At 75.0% G+C, this 17,973-nt stretch carries 14 protein-coding genes and 1 pseudogene; 11 read left to right on the forward strand and 4 right to left on the reverse strand.

What is annotated here, in order from left to right; genetic code table 11:
• Positions 1–71: 71 nt before the first annotated feature.
• Genes ACZ6Q9_RS13985 through ACZ6Q9_RS14000 form a run of 4 tightly spaced genes read right to left on the reverse strand, consistent with a single transcriptional unit; the run spans position 72 to position 3,526 of the window.
• Entirely contained in the window at positions 72–878 is an 807-nt protein-coding gene (locus tag ACZ6Q9_RS13985; RefSeq protein ID WP_393454720.1) for a phosphotransferase, read from the reverse strand.
• An 8-nt stretch (positions 879–886) separates the two neighbouring features.
• Positions 887–1,570: a TVP38/TMEM64 family protein gene (locus ACZ6Q9_RS13990; protein WP_393454723.1), complete on the reverse strand. Its 684-nt coding sequence runs from the start codon at positions 1,568–1,570 to the stop codon at positions 887–889.
• Positions 1,567–2,289, reverse strand: a complete 723-nt coding sequence (locus ACZ6Q9_RS13995) for a type 1 glutamine amidotransferase (RefSeq protein ID WP_393262766.1) — start codon at positions 2,287–2,289, stop codon at positions 1,567–1,569. Before ACZ6Q9_RS13995 ends, ACZ6Q9_RS13990 begins: the two co-directional genes overlap by 4 nt.
• The gene (locus tag ACZ6Q9_RS14000; protein ID WP_350712137.1) at positions 2,279–3,526 is read right to left on the reverse strand and encodes a MurT ligase domain-containing protein; all 1,248 of its coding nucleotides are present in this window, start codon (positions 3,524–3,526) and stop codon (positions 2,279–2,281) included. Before ACZ6Q9_RS14000 ends, ACZ6Q9_RS13995 begins: the two co-directional genes overlap by 11 nt.
• Before the next feature lie 356 nt (positions 3,527–3,882).
• Between ACZ6Q9_RS14000 and mraZ the strand changes: the two genes are divergently transcribed.
• From mraZ to ACZ6Q9_RS14055, 11 genes and pseudogenes are all read left to right on the forward strand, one after another.
• Positions 3,883–4,314: a division/cell wall cluster transcriptional repressor MraZ gene (mraZ, locus tag ACZ6Q9_RS14005; protein ID WP_393262763.1), complete on the forward strand. Its 432-nt coding sequence runs from the start codon at positions 3,883–3,885 to the stop codon at positions 4,312–4,314.
• 202 nt (positions 4,315–4,516) lie between these two features.
• Positions 4,517–5,630: pseudogene (gene rsmH / locus ACZ6Q9_RS14010) on the forward strand (16S rRNA (cytosine(1402)-N(4))-methyltransferase RsmH).
• A complete protein-coding gene (gene ftsL, locus ACZ6Q9_RS14015; protein ID WP_350712098.1) occupies positions 5,620–6,225 on the forward strand; it encodes a cell division protein FtsL in 606 nt (201 codons plus the stop codon). Before rsmH ends, ftsL begins: the two are co-directional and overlap by 11 nt.
• A gap of 5 nt (positions 6,226–6,230) precedes the next feature.
• Positions 6,231–8,432, forward strand: coding sequence for a peptidoglycan D,D-transpeptidase FtsI family protein (locus tag ACZ6Q9_RS14020; RefSeq protein WP_393454726.1), 2,202 nt, complete (start codon positions 6,231–6,233; stop codon positions 8,430–8,432).
• Between the two features lie 52 nt (positions 8,433–8,484).
• On the forward strand, positions 8,485–10,047 hold the full coding sequence (locus ACZ6Q9_RS14025; protein WP_393454729.1) for a UDP-N-acetylmuramoyl-L-alanyl-D-glutamate--2,6-diaminopimelate ligase: 1,563 nt from the start codon (positions 8,485–8,487) through the stop codon (positions 10,045–10,047).
• Complete coding sequence (locus ACZ6Q9_RS14030) at positions 10,044–11,459, forward strand: UDP-N-acetylmuramoyl-tripeptide--D-alanyl-D-alanine ligase (protein WP_393454732.1); 1,416 nt, start codon at positions 10,044–10,046, stop codon at positions 11,457–11,459. Before ACZ6Q9_RS14025 ends, ACZ6Q9_RS14030 begins: the two co-directional genes overlap by 4 nt.
• Positions 11,456–12,583, forward strand: a complete 1,128-nt coding sequence (mraY, locus tag ACZ6Q9_RS14035; protein WP_393262752.1) for a phospho-N-acetylmuramoyl-pentapeptide-transferase — start codon at positions 11,456–11,458, stop codon at positions 12,581–12,583. Before ACZ6Q9_RS14030 ends, mraY begins: the two co-directional genes overlap by 4 nt.
• Positions 12,584–12,890: 307 nt before the next feature.
• Positions 12,891–14,303, forward strand: coding sequence for an FtsW/RodA/SpoVE family cell cycle protein (locus ACZ6Q9_RS14040; protein ID WP_393454978.1), 1,413 nt, complete (start codon positions 12,891–12,893; stop codon positions 14,301–14,303).
• Positions 14,303–15,409, forward strand: a complete 1,107-nt coding sequence (gene murG, locus ACZ6Q9_RS14045; protein ID WP_396827448.1) for an undecaprenyldiphospho-muramoylpentapeptide beta-N-acetylglucosaminyltransferase — start codon at positions 14,303–14,305, stop codon at positions 15,407–15,409. Before ACZ6Q9_RS14040 ends, murG begins: the two co-directional genes overlap by 1 nt.
• A gap of 55 nt (positions 15,410–15,464) precedes the next feature.
• Positions 15,465–17,009 (forward strand): UDP-N-acetylmuramate--L-alanine ligase, encoded by a 1,545-nt coding sequence (gene murC, locus ACZ6Q9_RS14050; RefSeq protein ID WP_393262748.1) that lies wholly within the window; start codon positions 15,465–15,467, stop codon positions 17,007–17,009.
• A complete protein-coding gene (locus ACZ6Q9_RS14055) occupies positions 17,006–17,821 on the forward strand; it encodes a cell division protein FtsQ/DivIB (protein ID WP_357456600.1) in 816 nt (271 codons plus the stop codon). The genes murC and ACZ6Q9_RS14055 overlap by 4 nt, the downstream gene beginning before the upstream one ends.
• The last annotated feature ends 152 nt before the right edge of the window (positions 17,822–17,973 follow it).

A 17,973-nucleotide genomic window follows, 5' to 3' on the forward strand; every position in this document is an offset into this window, starting at 1 on the left:
CCGGACGGGGCCTGCCCGGGCGGGACGGCGGGTGTGCTCCGGGGTGCGCGGCGTGCGGGCTCGGGGGCGGGTCAGCGCAGGGCGGCCGTCACGGCGTCGCGGTGGTCGGCCAGCCAGTCGTGCCAGCCGCGTACGGCGTCGGCGGCGCCCGCCGCGCGGAGCCGGCGCATGGCCTCCTCGCCCCGGTCCGCGCCGGCCGCGATGCCGCGCCAGGTCCCGTCGAGCTGGTCGAGCATCACGTCCACGAGGTCGGCGCGGGGCAGCACGAGCGGCCGCGGGCCGGCCGCCTCGTAGGCGTCGCAGAGCAGCCGGGCGCGCCGGCCCAGCTCCGCCGGGTCGCCGCCCGGCCCCAGCTCCGCCCAGTGCCAGGCGGCGAAGGCCACGTCCTCGATCCGCCGGCCGGGACCGGCCAGGTCCCAGTCGAGCAGCGTCACCGGCAGCGGGCCGGCGGAAGAGTCGCGGTACACCGTGTTCTTCGGGGACAGGTCGCGGTGGCAGACCGTCTCGGCGTCCCCGGCGAGCGAACTGCCGGCGCACGCGTCGTGCAGCCGCCGGACCAGCGCCGCCAGCCTGGTCAACGCCGGGTCGGCGAAGTACGCCGGGTCCTCCCGGTCCCGCCACGGCACCCGACCGTCGACGTGGCTGAGCACCTGCCGGCCCCGCTCGTCCGTGCCGAGGTGGCGGGGCGCGACGTCCGCGCCCACCCGCTCCAGGTGCCGCAGCAGCGCGGCGACGAAGTCGGCGTTCTGCGGCGGCGTACGCCGGACGGTGTCGCCGACGCGGACGACCTCGGCGATGAAGCCCCCGGACAGCCGCTCCTCGCCCTGGTCCCCGCGCCGGTCGGGGCGGCCCGGGTCGGGGGAGGGTCGGCTCGACACGGCGGGCCTCAGCCCGGAGCGAGCCGGCGCTGCCGCTCGGCGCGCCACCAGCGACGGACCAGCACCGCGCTGGCGACCAGGCCGAGCGCGGCGGGCGCGGCGGCGAACCAGTTGACGTCGCCCGGGGAGGCGGCCGCCGCGCCCACCGCCGCGTAGCCGAAGGCGGTGGGAACGGAGGCGATCACGCTGCCCGCCAGGAACGGCAGCACCCGGGCGCCGGTGGTGCCGTAGCCGTAGCTGACCAGGCCGAAGCCCGCGATCGGCAGCAGCCGTACGGTGACCACGCCGAGGACGCTCTGCCGGGCGAACCAGCCGTCCATCCGGGCCAGCCGGCCCCGCACCCGTTCGGCGACGAACTCCCGCCCGAGCAGGCGGCCGACCGTGAAGCCCAGCGCCGCCGCCAGCAGCGCCGCGCCCAGCGCGTACGCGGCACCCTCCAGCGCGCCGAACATCGCCCCCGAGGCGAGCGTGATGAAGGTCCGGGGGACGAGCGCCACCAGCAGCAGCGCCCCGCCGACGACCGCCGCCACGGGGGCGAGGTCGCCCAGCCGGTCGGCCAGCCGGGGCAGCTCCCCGACCTCCGGCAGGGGAACGACGAGCAGCGCCGCCCCGAAAGTGGCGAGCAGGATCAGCAGCAGCGCGAACCGGACGGCCGACCGCTGCCGCAGCAGCCGCCGGACGGCCGGGTTCATGCCCGGGCGGCGGCGGCCACCGCGGCGCGGCGCTCGGCGCGGAGCCGGTCCGACCAGGTGTCGTCGAGCGGCGGGAGTTGGTGCGCGCCGGTGGCCCAGCGCAGCAGCAGGTCCGCCAGGGCGGGGTTGCGGGCCAGGGCCGGGCCGTGCGAATACGTGCCGAGCAGCTTGCCCCGCCACGCTCCCTCGGTGGCGCCGTCGTTGCCGACCCCGGCGGTCACCCGGGCCAGCGGGGAGACCCCGGGGCCGAGGTGGGTGCGACCGCCGTGGTTCTCGAACCCGGTCAGCGCCGGCACGCCCAGCCGCGGGTCGACGTCGCCGGCCAGCTCCCCGACGGCCCGGGTCGGCCCGCGGTCCGAGGAGAAATCGAGCAGCTCCAGCCCGGCGCACCGGGTGCCCTTGGCGAAGAAGGACGTGCCGAGAAGCTGGTAGCCGGCGCAGACCCCGAACACGACCGAGCCCTGGGCGACGGCCCGGTGCAGGCCGCCGTCGGCGAGCAGCCGCTGCGCGCCGAGCGCCTGCGGGCCGTCCTCACCGCCGCCGATGAGGTAGATGTCGGCGGTGGCGGGGAGGCGCTGGTCGGAGCGGACCTCCAGCACCTCGACCGGGAACCCGCGCTGCCGCGCCCGGCGGGCGAGGATCAGGGCGTTGCCCCGGTCGCCGTAGGTGGAGAGCAGGTCGGGGTAGATCCAGACGATACGCAGGCTCTCAGTTGACACGGTCCAACTCCGCTCGGATGTCCTGGAACGCGGTGTAGTTCGCGATGACCTCCAGGCGGCCCGGAGGCACCGCCCGGACGGCGTCGTGGAACGTCCGCACGTGCTGGAACGGGACGTCGTTGACCTCCAGCCGGACCGCCAGGTCGTACGCGCGGTCGCCGGTGATCAGCACCTGCCGGCCGCGCAGCGGGGCGAAGTCGACGTCGAACAGCCAGGAGGTGTCAAGCCCGTCGGGGTCGCGGGCGTTGATGGAGAGCAGGGTCGGCGCCTCGTCGGCCATGTCGAACGCCTCCAGCCAGCTGGCCGGGTTCTTCGCCAGCAGCAGCCGGATGTTGCGCCCGTCCCGGTCGACCTGGGCGTAGCGCCCGGCGACGGAGGTGACGGTGCCGAGCTGGAGCACCGCGTCCACGGGCCGGACGCCGAACTCGGCGGCGACGGCCAGCGCGGTGGCGGCGTTGCCGAGGTTGACCTTGCCGGGGAGCTGGAGCTTGACCTTGTGCCAGGCGCCGGTCGGGTCGAGCACGCCGTCGTCCTCCACCGTCCACTGCGGCTGGGGCCGGCGCAGCGGGCAGCCGCTGCACCACCACTGCTCGCCCGAGCGCTGGATGGTCGAGCCGCACTCGGGGCAGACCCACGAGTCGTCGTGCCAGCGCTGCCCGGCGCTGAACCAGGTGACCTGCGGCGGGGCGATGCGGTGGTCGTGGTTGGGCGGCGGCGTCGCGGCCCACACCACCATCGGGTCGTCGGCGTTGGCGACGATGCGGACGTCGGTGTGCCGGACCAGTGCGGCGCGCCAGAGCTGCGCCATCATGGCGACCTCCTTGGCCCGGTCGAGCTGGTCGCGGGAGAGGTTGAGCAGCGCCACCACGTGCGGCTCGGTGGCCTCCAGCACCTGGGCCAGGTAGTGCTCGTCGACCTCCAGCACGGCGTAGGGGGTGCTGCCGGCCTTGGCCAGCGCGGAGGTGTGCCCGGTCGGCATGTTGGCGCCGAAGGAGTTGGTGGCGACCCGGCCGAGCACCCCGACCGCCGCGGCGGTGAGCCGGGTGGTGGTCGTCTTGCCGTTGGTGCCGGAGACCAGGGCGATGGCGCGCCCGGCCGACAGGTGGGCCAGCAGGTCGGGATCGATCTTCAGGCCGATCCAGCCGCCGATCACCGAGCCGTCGCCGCGGCCCGCGGCCCGCGACAGCGCCGCGGCGGTCCGCGACACCGAGCTGGCCACCTTCGCCCGCAGGGGCATCTTCGCGTCCGTCACCCGAGCGAGGTTACCGGACCGGCGGGCCCACCAGATCGCCGCCGAGGGCGAACCGTTCGGCCGGGGCGGTCCGGCGGGGTGGCCGGACCACGCTCAGCCGGACGGAGTCGATCTATGTCGGAAAGCGGACCGGCTCCGGCGGGCCGTCCGGCCCTCCACTCCGCTCCACCCCATCTGACGTGCGGTTTCGCGCGGCGGAAGGGCGCGCCACGCGGGCGTTTCTGGTTGCGGGTGGAGGGAAGTGGAGTAGAGTGGGGCGCGATGGTGAGGCCGGGAGGGCCCACCGGCCCGGGGGGTCAGCGGCGCCGCGAACGCCGCTCAAGGGCGAGGGGGTTGGGCCGATGTTTCTCGGCACCCACACCCCGCGCCTGGACGACAAAGGCCGGTTGATCCTTCCGGCGAAGTTCCGGGACGAGCTGGCGGGGGGTGTCGTGATCACCAAAGGGCAGGATCGCTGCCTCTACGTCTTCCCGATGCCCGAGTTCCAGCGGATCGCGGAGCAGTTGCGCGCGCAGCCGATGACGCACAAGGCGGCCCGGGCCTACAGCCGGGTCTTCTTCGCCAGCGCGCACGACGAGGTGCCCGACAAGCAGGGCCGGGTGACGATCCCGGCCCACCTGAGGTCGTACGCCGCCCTCGACCGGGATCTGGTCGTGATCGGCGCGAGCACCCGGGTGGAGATCTGGGACAAGGCCGCCTGGGAGAACTACCTCGCGGAGAGCGAAGACGACTTCGCCGACATCGAGGAGGGGGTGCTGCCCGGCGGTCTGTAGGGCGTGACGGCGCCCGACGTACTGCGAGATCTCCACCCGCTTTCGAGTTCCTGGCACCCCTTCCCCGGTGCCAGGCGCACGATCCGATGGGAGGGCCGCGGCCTCCGGCGGGCGGGAGCGGATGGGGATCTGGCGGTACGACGGCACGGCGTCGTCCGACGACAGGCACATGAAGGACGAGGTTCAACCAGTGGGGGTCGACATGGGGGAGCTACGCGGCACGCACGTGCCGGTGCTGCTCGAGCGGTGTCTCGAGTTGCTGGCCCCCGCGCTGGGCCGGGGCGGGCGGACGGTCCATGTCGACGCGACGCTGGGCCTGGCCGGGCACGCCGAGGCGGTGCTGGAGGCGCATCCGGAGACGGTGCTCATCGGGCTGGACCGGGACACGGAGGCGCTCGCCCACGCGCGCGTCCGGCTGGCCCGCTTCGCCGACCGCGTCCACCTGGAGCACGCCGTCTACGACGAGCTGCCCGAGGTGCTCGACCGGCTCGGCTACCCGGGGATCGACGGGATCCTGTTCGACCTGGGGGTCTCGTCGCTGCAACTCGACGCGCCCGACCGCGGGTTCGCGTACGCGCAGGACGCCCCGCTGGACATGCGGATGGACCAGACCCGGGGGGTGACCGCCGAGGAGGTGGTCAACACCTACTCCCACCCGGACCTGGCCCGCGTGCTGCGGGTCTACGGCGAGGAGAAGTTCGCCGGCCGGATCGCCTCGGCGATCATCCGGGAGCGCGAGCGGGCCCGGATCACCTCGTCGGCGCGGCTGGCGGAGCTGGTGCGGGAGTCGATTCCGGCACCAGCCAGACGAACCGGGGGACACCCGGCAAAGAGAACGTTTCAGGCTTTACGGATCGAGGTAAACAAGGAGCTGGCAGCGCTGGAGACGGCGCTGCCGGCCGCGCTCGACAAGCTCAACGTGGGCGGCCGCATGGTGGTCCTGTCCTACCACTCGCTGGAGGACCGGCTGACCAAGGCGGCGCTCGCCGACCGGGTCCGCAGCAAGGGCCCGATCGACCTCCCGGTCGAACTGCCCGGGTCGGGTCCGACGTTCCGGCTGCTGAGCCGGGGCGCCGAACTGCCCGGGGAGCGGGAGGTCGCCGCGAACCCGCGGGCCGCCTCGGTGCGCCTGCGGGCCGCGGAGCGGCTCGACCCGGACGCGGCGCAGCAGGGGCGTACCGACCGCGAACGGTACCGCCGGCGGGTCAAGGCGATGCACCAACCGGGGGCGGGGTCCACCGGGTCCGAGACGGATCCGAGGGATCCCGGGGGACGGGACAGGGACGGACGAAGAGGGGGAGGGACATGACGAATGACAAGCGCGACCGCCGGGACGTGACCGGCGGCGGGCAGCGCGCACCGCGGTCGGGGGGCCGGATCGCGGCGGAGCGGGCCACGCGCACCGGGACCGGCACGCCGAAGGCGGACCGGACGAGCCGGCTGGGGGAGACTCGCGCCCGGGGGGCGCGCGAGTTCCCGACGCAGGGCAGTGCCGCGCTGCGGCCGGCCGAGCGGGGTGGCGCCACCGCGGCGCGCCCGCCCCGGCTGCGGGTGGCACCGCCGCCGCCGGTGAAGGTGCCGCGGGCGCCGTTCGCGGCGCTGGTGCTGGTGCTGGTGGTCGGCGGGGTGCTCGGCATCCTGCTGGTCAACACGAAGATCAACGAGAACGCCTTCCGGCTGGAGAAGCTCCAGGAGCAGCAGGCCAAGCTCGACCTGGAGCAGCAGCAGCTCAACAAGCAGATCGCCGACGCGGAGGCCCCGGGCAACCTGGAGGCCCAGGCCCGCCGGCTCGGCCTGGTGGAGGCGGGTGAGCCGGCCTACATCCGGCTGCCCGACGGCAAGGTGATCGGGGTGCCGCAGCCGGCCGACGGCCAGCCGTCGATCACCAGCCAGCAGGGCGCGGGAGGCTGACGACCGTGCCACCGAGATCGGAGGAACCGCGCCGGGACGCCACGGGCTCCCGGCGCGGTTCGTCCCGCGACGTCGGTGGCCGGGGCGCCGAGCGGCGTTCCGGCGAGCCGGGGGCCGGTGGCATCTCCGACGCGCGGGCGTACACCCCGCGGGGCCGCACCGTCCGGGAGCAGCGCGCCGGCGCCCGGGGCGAGCGCGACGACGCCGCCGGCCGCGCCGAGCAGCGGCGGACCCCGCGCAGCACCCGCTCCGGCGACCCGTTCCGCCCCGCCCTCCAGGTGCTCGACGGCGGGCGCGCGGGCGCCGGCCGGACCGGCCGCCGGGAGACGGCGGGCCGCTCCGGCGTCGTCCGCACCGTCACCCCGCGCGGCCCGCGCCACGACGACGAGCCGCCGGCACCCCGCCGCCGCGCGCCGCGCCGGCCGGAGCGACCGGCCGCCCGGCGACCGTCGCGCAAGCCGCCGAAGCCGCCGCGGCTGGCCGATCCCCGCCGCCGGCTGCGGCTGGGCACCGTGCTGACCCTGGCGTTGTTCGCCGTCATCGGCATCCGGTTGGTTGTCCTCCAGGCCGTGGACACCCCGGCGTACGCGGGCGGCGGCGTGGCCGACCGGCTGCGCACCGTCACCCTGCCGGCGGCGCGGGGGGCGATCTACGACCGGGACGGCGCCCCGCTGGCGCACAGCGTCGAGGCGCGGTACGTCTACGCCGACCCGACCCGGGTCAAGGACATCCAGGGCACCGCGAAGGCGCTCTCCCCGCTGCTCGGCATCCCGGCCTCCGAGCTGGCCGAGAAGATGAAGCCGCGCAAGCGGATCAACGGCGCCGACTCCGAGTTCGAGTACCTGGCCCGGGGGGTGGACATCGACCGGGCCCGGCAGATCACCGCGCTGGAGCTGCCCGGCATCGGCACCCACCGCGACGAGCGGCGCGAGGTGCCCGGCGGCGACCTCGCCGCCAACCTGCTCGGCTTCACCAGCCAGGACATGGTCGGGCTGGAGGGGCTGGAGGCCCGCTACGACGACGTGCTGCGCGGCGAGGACGGCAAGCGGGTCTACGAGGTCGGCCTCGGTGACCTGGCCGCCCCTATCCCCGGCGGCTACAGCGAGACGACGAAGGCCAAGCCGGGCAGCTCCCTACAGCTCACCGTCAACCGCGACCTCCAGTTCATGACACAGCGGATACTGGCCCGGCACATGGCCAAGAGCAAGGGCAGCACCGGCGCGGCCGTGGTGCTCGAGATCCCCTCCGGCGAGGTGCTGGCCCAGGCCAGCCACCCCACCTACAACGCGGCGAAGCCCGAGGAGAGCGAGCCGACCGACCGGGAGGACGCGGCCACCAGCTTCGTGGTCGACCCCGGCTCGGTGCACAAGGCGGTCACCTTCGGCGCCGCCCTGCAGGAGCGGGAGATCACCCCCGACACGACGCTGCCGATCCCCAACGCGATCCGCAAGGGCGACACCTGGTTCGCCGACACCCACCCGGCCGGCGGCCGTCGGATGAGCCTGCCCGGCATGATGGCGTACTCCTCGAACGTCGGCACCATCCAGATCGCCGACAAGCTCGGCCCGGAACGCCTGATCGACTACCAGAAGCGGTTCGGTCTCGGCGAGCCGACCGGGGTCGGCATGCCCGGCGAGGCCAGCGGGCGACTGCTGCCGGCCGACGAGTGGAGCGGGTCGTCGGCCGGGTCCGTGCCGATCGGGCACAGCGTCGACGCCACGCCGCTGCAGATGGCCGCCGTCTACGCGACGATCGCCAACAACGGCACGTACGTCCAGCCGCGCCTGGTCAAGGCGGTCATCGGGCCGGACGGGAAGTCCACCCCGACCGAGCCCCCGGTCACCCGGTCGGTGCTCAGCCCGGAGAACGCCGCCGCCCTGCGGACCATCCTGGAGGCGGTGACCACCGTCGAGGACGGCACCGGCCGGGCCGCCGCGATCCCGGAGTGGCGGGTCGCCGGCAAGACCGGCACCGGCTGGCGGCTGGTCGACGGGCGCAAGCAGCCCGGCGAGGTGGCCTCGTTCATCGGCATGGCCCCGGCCGAGAACCCCCGCTACGTGATCGCGGTCTTCGCGCACACGCCCGCCGGCGGCGGCGGGGACATCGCCGCGCCGGCGTTCCGGGAGATGATGCAGTTCACGCTGCGTCACTACGGCGTGCCGCCGAGCGGGGAGAAGGCCCCGAAGTTCACGGTCTATCCGCGCTGAGCGGTCACGCCGGGACATCATCGGTGAGTGCGGACGAACCACCGGGGCGGCTGTGCGGCCGGAACCGGACGACCGGGTAGGGTCTGACGCCGTGTCCGGCAATCCTCGTCCCCGTACCGTGATCGGCACCCGGCTCGGCGACCTCGCCGCCCGGCTCGCCGTCGACCCCCCGGAGGGGGCCGCCGAGCTGGTGGTGACCGGGGTGACCCACGCCAGCCAGGAGGTCCGCCCCGGCGACCTGTACGCCGCCCTGCCCGGTGCCCGCCGGCACGGCGCGGAGTTCGCCGCCGGCGCGGCGGCGGCCGGCGCGGTGGCGGTGCTGACCGACCCGGCGGGCGCCCCGGCCGCGGCCGAGGCGGGCCTGCCGGCGCTGGTGGTCGCCGATCCGCGCGCGGTGCTGGGCGTCCTCGCCTCGGCCGTCTACGGCGACCCGACCGAGGGGCTGACGGTGATCGGGGTGACCGGCACGGCCGGCAAGACGTCCACCGCCTACCTGGTCGAGTCGGGCCTGCGCGCCGCCGGCCACACCACCGGCCTGATCGGCACCGTGGAGACCCGCCTCGGCGACCTGGTCGTCGACAGCGTGCGCACGACGCCCGAGGCGACCGACCTGCACGCGATGCTGGCCGCCGCCCGCGAGCGCGGCGTCACCGCCGTGGTCATGGAGGTCTCCAGCCACGCCCTGGCGATGGGGCGGGTCGGGGGCGTCCGGTTCACCGTCGGTGGCTACACCAACTTCGGCTCCGACCACCTGGACTTCCACGCCGACTCGGCGGACTACTTCGCCGCGAAGGCGCAGCTGTTCGACGGGCGCTGCGCGGTGGAGGTGCTCAACCAGGACGACCCGGCGCTGAAGCCCCTGTACAAGCCGGCGACGGTGACCTACTCGGCGGCCGGCGACCCGACCGCCACCTGGTGGGCCGACGAGGTCGGCGGCGAGGGGTACGCGCAGCGCTTCACGGCGCACGGCCCGGACGGGTTGACCCTGCCGGCCGGGGTGGCGCTGCCGGGGCGGCACAACGTGGCCAACGCCCTGCTGGCCATCGCCGTCCTGGTCGCCGCCGGGGTGGACGCGAAGACCGCCGCCGCCGGGGTGGCCGCCTGCGGCGGGGTGCCCGGCCGGCTGGAGCTGGTGGCCGCCCCCGGGCCGGTGCGCGGAGTGGTCGACTACGCGCACAAGGCGGACGCGATCGTCGCCGCGCTGGCCGCGCTGCGGGAGTTCGGCGCCGGCCGGCTGATCTGCGTCATCGGCGCCGGCGGCGACCGCGACCGGGGCAAGCGGCCGGTGATGGGCGCCGCCGCGGCGGAGGGAGCGGACGTGGTGCTGGTGACCGACGACAACCCGCGCACGGAGCACCCGGCGGCCATCCGGGCCGAGGTGCTCGACGGCGCCCGCCGGGCCGGCACGGCCGCCCGGGTCGAGGAGGTGCCCGACCGCCGGGCCGCCATCGACGCGGCGGTCCGGCTGGCCGAGCCGGGCGACGTCATCGCGGTGCTCGGCAAGGGCCACGAACGCGGGCAGGAGATCGGCGGCGAGGTGCACCCGTTCGACGACCGCACCGAGCTGGCCGACGCGCTGCGCGCCCGGTTCGCCGACCCGGCGGGTCAGCGGTGATCGCGCTCAGCCTGGCCGAGGTCGCCTCGGCGGTCGACGGGCGGCTCGTCGCCGCCGACCCGGACGCCACGGTCACCGGCCCGGTCGAGTTCGACTCCCGCAAGGTGCGCCAGGGCGCGCTCTTCGTGGCCTTCCCCGGCGAGAAGGTGGACGGGCACGACTACGCCGCCGCCGCGGTGGCCGCCGGCGCGGTCGCGGTGCTCGGCACCCGCGAGGTGCCCGGCGTGCCGATGGTGCTGGTCGACGACGCGCTGGCGGCGATGGGCCGGCTGGCCCGCGCGGTGGTCGACCGGCTGCCGGGGCTCACCGTGATCGGGCTGACCGGATCCTCCGGCAAGACCACCACCAAGGACCTGATCGCCCAGCTCGCCGCGCGGCTCGGCCCGACGGTCGCCCCGCCCGGCTCGTTCAACAACGAGCTGGGGCATCCGTACACGGCGTTGCAGGCCGGGCCGGAGACCCGCTACCTGGTGATGGAGAAGGGCGCCCGCGGGGTGGGGCACGTGCGCTACCTGTGCGACGTGGTGCCGCCGCGGATCTCCGTGGTGCTCAACGTCGGGGTGGCGCACATCGGCGAGTTCGGCTCGGTGGAGACGATCGCGCTGGCCAAGGGGGAGCTGGTCGAGGCGCTGCCCGCCGAGGGCCTGGCCGTGCTGAACGCCGACGACCCGCTGGTCGACGCGATGGCCTCGCGTACGGTCGCCCGGGTGATCCGTTACGGCGAGGCGGCGCACGCCGACGTGCGGGCCGAGGACGTGACGCTGGACGACCGGGGCCGCGCCGCGTACACCCTCATCACCCCGGAGGGGACCGCGCCGGTGCGGCTCGGGCTGACCGGCCGGCACCAGGTCTCCAACACCCTCGCCGCCGCGGCGGTGGCCCGCGAGTTGGGCATGCCGCTGGCCGAGACGGCGATCGCGCTGGGCGCGCTGGGGTTGGTCTCGACCCGTCGGATGGACGTCTTCGAACGCGCCGACGGGGTGACCGTGATCGACGACTCGTACAACGCCAACCCCGCCTCCATGGCGGTCGCGCTGCGCGCGCTGGCCGGCATCGGGCGGGAGCGGCGCACCGTCGCGGTGCTCGGCTACATGGCCGAACTCGGGCCGTTCGAACGCGACGGGCACGCCGAGGTCGGCCGGCTCGCGGCCGAGCTGGGCGTAGACCGGCTGCTCGTGGTGGGCGAGCCGGCCGCGCCGATCCACGAAGGCGCGACATCGGTAGGTGACTGGGGAGGAGAGTCGGTGCTGCTCACCGATCAGGCGGCGGCCGTCGAGGTGCTGCGGAGCGAGTTACGGCAGGGCGACGTCGTGCTGGTGAAGGGCTCCCGGTACCGCACGTGGGAGGTGGCCGACGCGCTGCGCGCCGACGCCGCGGGCGACGGGAAGGCGACGGGGGGCGGCGCCGCATGAGGGCGGTCATCGTCGCCGTCGGGGTGGCCTTCCTGATCTCGCTCTTCTGCACCCCGATCGCGATCAAGGTGTTCGCCCGGCTGAAGGCCGGCCAGCCGATCCGATCAAACCTCGGTCTCGCCAGCAACGAGGGCAAGAAGGGCACGCCGACGATGGGCGGCGTGGTGTTCATCCTCGCCACGGTCATCGCGTACGTGGCCGGCCACCTGGCTCTGACCACCCTGCCGGACGCGCAGATCGCCCAGGTCGAGCCGACGATCACCGCCCTGGTGCTGCTGGGGCTGATGGTCTTCTCCGGCGCCGTCGGCTTCATCGACGACTTCCTCAAGGTGCGCAAGCGGCACAGCGGTGGCCTCAACAAGCGCGGCAAGCTGCTCGGCCAGATCCTGGTCGGGGCGGTCTTCGGGGTGGTGGCGCTCTACTTCCCGAGCACCATGACCGACGCCTCGGGCGCGGTGACCAACACCGAGACCGTGGGCAGCACGACGCTGAGCTTCATCCGGGACATCCCGGCGCTGGACGTCTCCAAGATCGGCGCGGTGGTCATCTTCATCTTCGTGGTGATGGCCGCGACCAACGGCGTCAACCTCACGGACGGCCTCGACGGCCTGGCCACCGGCGCCTCGGTGATGGTCCTCGCGGCGTACGCGTTGATCGCGTTCTGGCAGTACCGGCACTGGTGCGCCGACCCGAACTACACCCAGGACTACTGCTACACGGTCCGGGACCCGCTGGAGATCGCGCTGATCGCCGGCGCGGCGGCCGGGGCCTGCGTCGGCTTCCTGTGGTGGAACACCTCGCCGGCACGGATCTTCATGGGCGACACCGGGGCCCTGGGCCTCGGCGGCCTGATCGCCGGCATGGCGATGTCCACCCGGACGATCCTGCTGCTGCCGATCATCGGCGGCCTCTTCGTGATCATCACGATGTCCGTGGTGATCCAGATCATCTCGTTCCGTACCACCGGCAAGCGGGTGTTCCGGATGTCGCCGCTGCAGCACCACTTCGAGCTCGCCGGCTGGAGCGAGGTCAACATCGTGGTCCGGTTCTGGATCATCGCCGGCATCGGCGTGGCCATCGCGCTCGGGCTCTTCTACAGCGAGTTCCTCGCCAACATGACCTGAGCCGACCGGTCGGTCCCGCCGCGGGGCCCGGGCGCGCGTCGCCCGGGCCCCGCGCCGCGCCCGGCCTGGGGAGGCGCACGCCGCCGCGCGCAAGCCCGACACGCCGACCGGCCGGTTGCGCCGGTGGCGACCCCGGGAAACCGCGATGATGGTCTGCGTGGGGGAGGGCAGAGGCATCGAGGGCACGACAGAGACGACGCCCCGGCGGTCACCCGGAGCCACCCGTACGCGCGACGCGCCCGCCGCGACGCGCGGGCCGGACGAGGCCGGCGGCCGGGCGCTGCGCGGGGTGGACGCCGCGGGCGGGCTGGCCGCGCTGCGCGGCCTGCTCGACCGTCCGCTGGCCTCCTACTACCTGCTGCTGTCCAGCGCCGGGCTGCTGCTGCTGATCGGCCTGACGATGGTCTTCTCCGCGACCAGCGTCCGCGAGTACGCCCAGGGCGGCAACGCCTTCGCCGCCCTCACCAAGCAGGCGATCTTCGCGGTGATCGGCATCGTCGCCTTCTGGGCCTGCCAGCGGCTGCCGGCGAAGACCTACCGGGTGCTCGGCCGGCCGCTGCTGTTCACCGCCGTCGGCCTGCTGCTGGTGCTCAACCTGCTGCTCGCGTACGCGCGGCTGACCGGCCAGGACTCCGCCCGGATCGGCCCGGTCGAGGCCCGGCTGCTGTGGCTCTTCGTCGGCGGCATCCAGGTGCAGCCCTCGGAGCTGGCGAAGTTCGCCCTGGTGCTCTGGGGGGCCCACGTGATCGCCCGCAAGGGCGCCGCGCTGGGCTGGTGGCGCGAGCTGGCCACCCCGCTCTTCCCGGTCGTCGGCCTGCTCTTCGTCCTGGTCGGCTACAACGACCTCGGCACGATGCTCTGCCTGCTCGCCGTGGTGGTGGGGCTGCTCTGGGCGGCCGGGGTGCGGATGCGCGTCTTCGGCACACTGTCCGTGCTCGGGCTGCTCGGCGTCGGCCTGCTGATCGCCGTCGCCTCCCTGGGCGCCGGCTCCGGCGAGCGGGGCGAGGAGAACTACCGCTTCGCCCGGCTGATGTCGTTCTTCAACCCGCCCTCCCCGGACGACTGCAAGCTCGAGGGCTGCTACCAGATCTACCAGGGGCGGCTGGCCATCGAGCACGGCGGCTGGTTCGGCGTGGGGCTCGGCAAGTCCAGCCTCAAGTTCGGCTGGCTGCCGGAGGCGCACAACGACTTCATCTTCGCGATCATCGCCGAGGAGCTGGGCGTGATCGGCTGCGTCGTGGTGCTCAGCCTGTTCGCCGTGCTGGCCTACACCGGGCTGCGCATCGCCCGGCGCGTCGAGGACCCGTTCCGCCGGCTCGCCGCCGCCGCGGCGACCACCTGGCTGGTCAGCCAGGCAGTGATCAACATCGGCGGGGTGGTCGGGCTGCTGCCGATCACCGGCCTGCCGCTGCCGTTCATCTCCGACGGCGGAAGCGCCCTGGTCGTGACGCTCGCCGCGATCGGGATGCTCGCCTCCTTCGCCCGCGCCGAACCCGACGCCGCCAGAGCGCTGCATGCCCGTCCGCCGGCCCGATGGGTCCGACTACTCTGGGCCCCGTTGCCGCCGCTTCCCGGGCGGCGACGCCGCCCGGCGTCGCCCCCGGCTGCCCGAGGGTCCGTGCCCCGGTCGCGGGAGCGGCGGCCCGACGACCAGGCCGCACCGCGCGGCGTCCGGCTCGCCCGGACCCGGCGCGGGTCGGCGGACGAGAGGAGACGTTGATGGGTCCGCTGCGTTCGGTGGTGCTCGCGGGAGGTGGCACCGGGGGGCACATCTACCCGCTGCTCGCCTTCGCCGACTGCCTGCGCCGACACGACCCCGGCGTCCGGATCACCTGCCTGGGCACCCCGAAGGGCCTGGAGAACGAGCTGATCCCGCCGCAGGGCTACGACCTGCGGCAGATCCCGGCCTACCAGCTGCCCCGGTCGGTCAACATGAACCTGGTCAAGACCCCGGGCCGGATGTGGACCGCGGCCCGCGCCGCGGGCAAGGTGGTCGACGAGGTGCGCGCCGACGTGGTGGTGGGCTTCGGCGGGTACGTCTCCGTGCCGGCCTACCTCGCGGCCTGGCGGCGCGAGCTGCCGATCGTCATCCACGAGGTGAACGTGCCGCCGGGCGTGGCCAACCGGCTCGGCATGAGGTTCACCAAGCACGTCGCCGTCGGCTTCCCGCACCAGCCCGCCCAGGCCGAGGCGCTGCGCGACGCCCGAGTCGTCGGCGTGCCGCTGCGCCGGGGCATCGCCGGCCTGGACCGGGTCGCCATGCGCAACGCGGCGCGGGCCCACTTCGGGCTCCGTCCCGACCTGCCGGTGCTCTTCGTCGCCGGCGGCTCGCAGGGCGCCCGCTCGATCAACCTCGCGGTCGCCGGGGCGGCCAAGGAACTCGCCCGCAACGGGGTGCAGGTGCTGCACGTGATCGGCGCCCGCAACGAGCCGGTGCCGGTCCCCACCGACCTGCCGGTCCCGTACGTGACGCTGCCGTACCTGTCCGAGATGGAGGCCGGCTACGCCGCCGCCGACCTGATGCTGGGCCGGGGCGGGGCGATGACCTGCGCCGAGGTGGCCGCGATCGGGCTGCCCACCATCTACGTGCCCTACCCGCACAGCAACCAGGAGCAGAAGCGCAACGCGCTGCCCGTGGTGGAGGCCGGCGGCGGGCTGCTCGTCGACGACGCCGAGCTGACCCCCGACTGGGTCGAGCGGACCGTCATCCCGCTGATCCGCGACCCGCACCGGCTCGCCGCCATGGGCGCCGCCGCGGCCGCGTACGGGCGCCGCGACGGCGACGAGGCGCTGCTCAACTTCGTCTACGAGGCGGTGGCCCGATGAGGGCGCGGCCCGTCCGCCCCGAGGCCCGCGCCGCCGCGACCGGAAGGTTCTCGTCATGAACACCGCACAGTTCACCCCGGCCGGCACGCTCACCGCGGAGGACCTGGGCACGATCCACCTGATCGGGGTGGGCGGGGTCGGCATGAGCGGCCTGGCCCGGCTCTTCCTCACCCGGGGCATCCGGGTCTCCGGCAGCGAGCTGCGGGAGTGGCCCTCCCTGGCCGGCATGCGCGCTCTCGGCGCGACCATCCACATGAGCCACGAGGCGTCCAACCTCGACGGCGTCGACACGGTCGTCTACTCCTCGGCGATCCCGCAGGACCACCTCGAGATGGTGGAGGCGCGCCGGCGCGGCCTGCGCGTGCTGCACCGCTCCGAGGCCCTGGCCGCCGCGATGACCGGCCGCCGGACGGTGGCGGTCGCCGGCACGCACGGCAAGACCACCACCACCTCGATGGTCACGATGGTGCTCCAGCAGGCCGGGCAGGACCCGTCCTTCGTGATCGGCGGGGAGATCTCCGAGGTCGGCTCGGGCGCCCACCACGGCACGGGCGAGTACTTCGTGGTCGAGGCGGACGAGAGCGACCGCTCCTTCCTGATCTACCGCCCGTACGTGTCGATCATCACCAACGTCGAGGCCGACCACCTGAACACCTACGGCGACCTGGCCAACCTGGAGGCGGCCTTCGCCGAGTTCGCCCGGCTCACCGACCCGGACGGCTTCATCATCACCTGCGCCGACGACCCGGGCGGGCGGCGGCTGGCCGAGACGCTGCGCGCGGAGGGCCGGCGGGTGCACACGTACGGCGAGGCGGCCGACGCCGACCTGCGGCTGACCGGGATCGCCTCGTCGGCCCGGGGAGTCCGCTACCTGGCGCAGATCGACGGCCGGTCGCTGGGCGAGTTCCGGCTGCCGGTGCCGGGGCGGCACATGGGGCTCAACAGCGCCTCGGCGGTGCTGGCCGCGTACCTGCTGGGGCTGCCGCTGGAGTCGGCCGAGGCCGCGCTCGCGGCGTTCCCCGGCGTGCGGCGGCGCTTCGAGCGTAAGGGCGTCGCGGACGACGTGCTGGTCTACGACGAGTACGCCTACCACCCGACCTCGATGACGCTGGCGCTGCAGACGTTGCGCGAGGTGGCCGGGGACGGCCGACTGATCGTGGTGTTCCAGCCCTACCGGCTCTACCGCACCCGCGACCTCCAGACGGAGATCGCCGAGGCGCTGGCCATCGCCGACGAGTTGGTGCTGCTGGAGGTCTTCGGCCCGGGCGAGCTGCGCCAGCCGGGGGAGGGCTCGGCGGCGCTGGTCGAGGCCGTGCCGCTGCCGGCGGAGCGGAAGGTCTTCGTGGACTCGTGGGAGGCGGCGCCGGCCGAGGTGGCCCGGCGGGCCCGCCCCGGCGACGTCGTGGTGACCATGGGCGCCCCGCCGATCTCGCTGATGGGGGACCAGCTGCTGGACGCGCTGTCAGCGCGTGCCGCCGATCCGGCGGCGCCGGCGGGCACGACGCCCGGCGGCGAGGCCGGCGGGGCGACGACCATCGGCGGCACCGTTCCCGGCGTCGGCGGCGCGGTCCCGGACGGCGCGGCACCCGCGGCCGGATGAGCCCCGGTCCGGCGCGCGGGCGCACCACCGGCGCGGACGGCGGTGGCCGGCGCGGACCGGTGCGCCGGTGGCAGCTGGTCCGGGCGGGCAGCGACGCGGTCCCCGCCTCGACCCGGCGGTTCATGGCCCGCGCCCGGCAGCGCCGGATGCGGGCCGCGCTGCCGTGGGCGATCGCGGCCGGCGTGCTCGGCCTGGCCGGGCTGGTCGCCTGGGCGCTGCTCGGCACCGGCCTGTTCGGGGTGCGCGAGGTCCGCGTCGAGGGCGCGGAGCTGGTCAGCGCGGTGCAGGTGCGCGACGCGGCGGCGGTGCCCGACGGGGCCCCGCTGGCCGGGGCGGACCTGGCCGCCATCGCGCGGCGGGTCGGGGGACTGCCGGCGGTGGAGCGGGCGGTCGTCACCCGGGACTGGCCGGACGCGCTGGTGGTCCGGGTGACCGAGCGCACGGGCGTGGCGGCGGTGCCGCGCGGCGAACAGTTCGTGGTGATCGACGGGGCGGGCGTGGTGTTCCGGACCCTGCCCCGGCAGCCGGACGGCCTGCCGGTGGTCCGGCTCGCCGAGCCGGGGCCGGACGACGGGGCGACCCGGGCCGCCCTGGAGGTGCTCGCCGTGCTCACCCCGGAGCTGCGGGCCGGGCTGGTGGACGTGACCGTCGAGGGGCTGGCCCGGATCAAGCTCCGGCTGCGCGACGACCGGGTGGTGGTCTGGGGGGACGCGACCCGGGGCGCGGACAAGGCGCGGGTCGCCACCGCCCTGCTCGACCGCGAGGCCGACACCATCGACGTGAGCGCCCCGGACGTGGTGACCCTGCGGTGACCGGCAGCTCGGTCCCGCCGGGCGACGTGACCCGTCCCGCTCCCACGGCGACACGCCGAGCGGGTCCTTGGCTCACGGCGTGGGTGCGCTTACGTTGCCCCGAAGGGGATCAGTGGTTGACATAACTGTAAGCCTCTAGTAGAGGGTGAGGG

It is taken from the genome of Micromonospora sp. NPDC049139 (assembly GCF_055586845.1).